At 72.5% G+C, this 3,880-nt stretch carries 4 protein-coding genes and 1 pseudogene; all 5 read right to left on the bottom strand.

All coding sequences use genetic code 11. From position 1 onward, the window contains the following. Window positions 1-86 precede the first annotated feature (86 nt). The gene (locus IH13_RS0110560) at window positions 87-1,331 is read right to left on the bottom strand and encodes a styrene monooxygenase/indole monooxygenase family protein (RefSeq protein ID WP_031083191.1); all 1,245 of its coding nucleotides are present in this window, start codon (window positions 1,329-1,331) and stop codon (window positions 87-89) included. A gap of 200 nt (window positions 1,332-1,531) precedes the next feature. After that, on the bottom strand, window positions 1,532-2,182 hold the full coding sequence (locus tag IH13_RS0110555) for a GTP-binding protein (protein ID WP_031083189.1): 651 nt from the start codon (window positions 2,180-2,182) through the stop codon (window positions 1,532-1,534). Next, entirely contained in the window at window positions 2,163-2,576 is a 414-nt protein-coding gene (locus IH13_RS0110550; protein WP_031083187.1) for a DUF742 domain-containing protein, read from the bottom strand. Before IH13_RS0110550 ends, IH13_RS0110555 begins: the two co-directional genes overlap by 20 nt. After that, entirely contained in the window at window positions 2,573-3,052 is a 480-nt protein-coding gene (locus IH13_RS0110545; protein ID WP_031083185.1) for a roadblock/LC7 domain-containing protein, read from the bottom strand. Before IH13_RS0110545 ends, IH13_RS0110550 begins: the two co-directional genes overlap by 4 nt. After that, a pseudogene (locus tag IH13_RS44515) lies at window positions 3,049-3,880 on the bottom strand (histidine kinase); the annotation flags it as partial. The pseudogene IH13_RS44515 and the gene IH13_RS0110545, both read right to left, overlap by 4 nt.

Here is a 3,880-nt window from a genome sequence, read left to right as displayed (position 1 = left end):
CGCCGCCGAGGGGGCGGACACCGGCTTCGACGCCCGGGGCCTCTGAGGGGCCGCCCCGCACGCGGGGAGGCCCCGGGTTCGGGAGGTCAGGCCCGGGCGGCGGCCGCGACCTCGGCGAGGTAGGCGTTCGTCCGGTCCGGCTCGAAGAAGAACGCGTCCAGGTCCGCCGGGTCGTCGAAGGCGTTGGCGAACCGGTCGGCGACCGGCTGGAACTGCCCGCCCGCGCCGATCAGGTTCAGCACGTGCTCCGGCGGCGGGGCCAGCATGGCGTTCGTCCACCTCACCACGTGCTGGGTCTTCTCCCAGTGCCGGTCGAAGGCGGCCTGCATCCACGCGGCGTCGAACTCGCGGTCCCCGTGCTCGATGATCGAGTGCAGGTAGGAGTGCGCGCACTTGGAGGCGGTGTTGGAACCCTGGCCGGTGATCGGGTCGTTGGCGACGACCACGTCACCGACGCCCAGCACCAGGCCGCCGCCGGGCAGCCGGCCGACCGGCTTGCGGACGGTCGGGGCGTAACGGCCCGCGAGGGTGCCGTTGGCGTCGGTCAGCTCGACCTTGGTGGCGCGCGCGTACTCCCAGGGCAGGAAGCGCTCCATGAGCTCCAGGGTCTTCGCCAGGTGTTCGGCGGGGTCCTTGATGCCCTGGAAGACGTCCAGCGGGCCACCGGGGACGCCTTCCCAGAACAGGATGTCGGCGCGCCCCGAGGTGGTCAGCGTCGGCATGATGAAGAGCTCGCCGACCCCCGGCACCAGGTTGCAGCGGACCGCGTCGAAGTCCGGGTGCTCCGGGCGCGGGGCCAGCCCGTGGACGTACGCGACGGAGAGGGCGCGCTGCGGGGCGTCGTAGGGCGAACGGGCCGCGTCACGGCTGAACATGGAGACCAGCTCGCCCTTGCCGGCCGAGACCATCACCAGGTCGTAGGTGCGGGAGAAGTAGTCGAGGTCGGAGACGGCGGCGCCGTGGATGACGAGCTGCCCGCCGCGCTGCGCGAACGTCTCCATCCAGCCGGCCATCTTCACGCGCTGGTCCACGGACTGCGCGAAGCCGTTGAGCCTGCCCACCCAGTCGACGGCACGCGTGGAGTCGGGCGCGGCCACCGAGAGGCCGAGACCCTCGATGCGGGGGGCCTGCGACTCCCAGAAGCCGAGCTGGAGTTCGCGCTCGTGCTCCAGCGCCGTGTGGAACATGCACTGGGTCGACATGACCCGGCCGGTCCGGATCTCGTCGGCCGTGCGGTTGGACATGAGGGTGACCTCATACCCCTGGGACTGGAGGCCGAGGGCCAGCTGAAGACCGGACTGGCCGGCTCCGACTATCAGTATCTTCCGCATCGCGTTCTCCGTTACGTGGACATGGGTACGGGGCGCCGGGGCCTGAGGAGCGTCCCCCGGCCCCTGGTGGGCCGGTGCGCGGTGCCGGACGCGGTGCACCGCGAGGCCGCGGGGACGTCCGCACACCGGACGCGTGCGGACGTGCCAGCGCCCCGGCGGGGCGCCGTTGCCGGGCGCCCGCCGGGACTGCGCGGCACCCCTCAGTCGGGGGTGACGTCGAGTGCGTGGCCCACCAGGGCGAGCAGCGACTCGACGACGGTGATCCTCTGGCGTGCGTCCATGATCACCACAGGGACGTGCGGGGGCACGGTCAGGGCCTCCCTGACGTCCGCCTCCTCGTAACCGGCCGTCCCCTCGAAGTGGTTGACGGCGACGATGTACGGCAGCCCGCAGCTCTCGAAGTAGTCGAGCGCGGCGAAGCAGTCGGCGAGGCGGCGGGTGTCGGCGAGGACGACCGCGCCGATCGCACCGCGCACCAGGTCGTCCCACATGAACCAGAAACGCTGCTGACCGGGCGTGCCGAAGACGTACAGCACGAGGTCGTCGTCGAGCGTGAGGCGGCCGAAGTCCATCGCGACGGTCGTGGTGACCTTGTCGGGGGTGGCACTGAGGTCGTCGGTGCCCTCACTGGCCCGGGTCATCAGCGCTTCGGTCTGCAGCGGGGTTATCTCGGAGACGGAGCGCACGAAGGTCGTCTTGCCGACCCCGAATCCGCCCGCGACCACGATCTTGGTCGCGATGGGCGCACGGGTGTGGTCGAGCTGCCAGGCCTGCACCGACTCCTCGGGCTGGTCCTCGGGCCCCGGCTGCCGCGGGGCGAAGAGCGGAGCCTCAGAGACGGCGGAGTCCATTGAGCACCCTTTCGAGCAGTGCGCGGTCGGGCTGCCCGGCGCCGTGACCGGTCCCGTACACGCGGATCTTTCCCTGGTCGGCCAAGTCGCTGAGCAGTACCCGCACCACGCCGAGCGGCATCTTCAGCATGGCCGAGATCTCCGCGACCGTACGCATCCGGCGGCAGAGTTCCACGATGGCGCGGAGCTCCGGCATGACGCGCGAGGCGAGGTTGCCGTTGGTCAGCTCGCGGCGCTCCTCGGGTGCCTCCAGCGCCGCCACGAACGTCTCCACGAGGAGCACGTGCCCGAAGCGGGTCCGGCCTCCGGTGAGGGAGTACGGGCGCACCCGCGCCGGCTTGCGGCCGGCGCCCCGGACGGGGAGCTTGCGTACGGGTTCGGCGGCGGACGTCACTGGGCACTCTCCATCGATTTGCGCAGCTCACTGCGGAGTTCGGGGGTGAGTACATGACCGGCGCGGCCGACGAAGAGCGCCATGTGGTAGGCGACGACACTCATGTCGCAGTCCGGCGTGGCGTGCACACCGAGCAGGGAGCCGTCGCTGATCGACATGACGAAGACGCTGCCCTCGTCCATCGCGACCATCGTCTGCTTGATCGCTCCGCCGTCCATCAGCTTGGCGGCACCGACGGTCAGCGAGCCGATGCCCGAGACGATGGTGGCGAGATCGGCGCTGGAACCCCTCGGGCCCCGCTGTCCTCCGGCCGCCTTGGCCGTGGTGAGGCCGGGGTCGGAGGAGAGCAGCATCAGCCCGTCGGACGAGACGACGGTGACCGAGTGGACCCCTGGCACCTCCTCCACGAGATTGCTCAGCAACCAGTGCAGGTTCCGGGCCTCGGTGCTCAGCCCGAACGTGCTGGGAGCAGTCAACTGCGTGCCTCCTCGACTGTGTCCCCCGTCTCATCGGTCTCTGACGTGTTCTCGGTGAGTTCGGCCTCGACGTCGCGCCTGCCTTCCATCGCACCCTGGTGGAAGCCGCCGAGCCTACGCCGCAGGGCGTCCTTGTCGAGGGTGCCCTTGCGTTCGGTGCCCGTGGCGGCGGGCGGAGCGACGATCTTCGGTGTCCGCTTCGGCAGGCCCTTGTCGGTGAGCCGCTCGGGTACCGGTGCCGGGTCGGGCACCTCCTCGCCCAGTCCCGCGCCGGGGGGCGCGGCGGCCGGCTGCCGGGGGCCCGGCAGGGTGTCGACCGCGGTGGCGGCGGGCGGGGCCGGCGGAGCGGCTCCGGGGTCCGCGGGGGCCGCCGGGCTGCTGTCGGCGGCACGCTCGTGACGGTCGGGGCCGATGGCGTACGGGTCGTGGGTCCGCTGCGGGTCGTGGGTCCGCTGCGGCGAGGGCAGCCGGACCTTCATCGTGGTCTCGGGGTCCGGCTCGGCGGGAGGAGCGGCCCGGTGGTCGTCCGGGGCGTCCTCCGGCGCGTCGGCGGTGGGCGCGTGGGTGTCGGGCGCGTCGGCGGTGGGCGCGTCGGTGTCGGGCGCGTGGGTGTCCGGCGCGTCGGTGTCGGGCGCGTCGGTGTCGGGCGCGTGGGTGTCCGGCGCGTCCTCACCGGGTGCCTCGGCGCCGGACGCGGCCACCGGTGCGTCGGCCGTCCCCTCGGCCGTCTCCTCGGCCGGTGCGTCCCCGGACGCGTCCTGACCGGCGTCCTCGTCGGCGGTCGTGGCGTCCACGCCGGTGTCCCGGAGCGTCTGCTCGGCGGCGGCG

The organism is Streptomyces sp. NRRL WC-3549, assembly GCF_000721935.1.
GTDB lineage: Bacteria > Actinomycetota > Actinomycetes > Streptomycetales > Streptomycetaceae > Streptomyces.
This window is presented reverse-complemented; position numbering and strand designations above follow the sequence as displayed.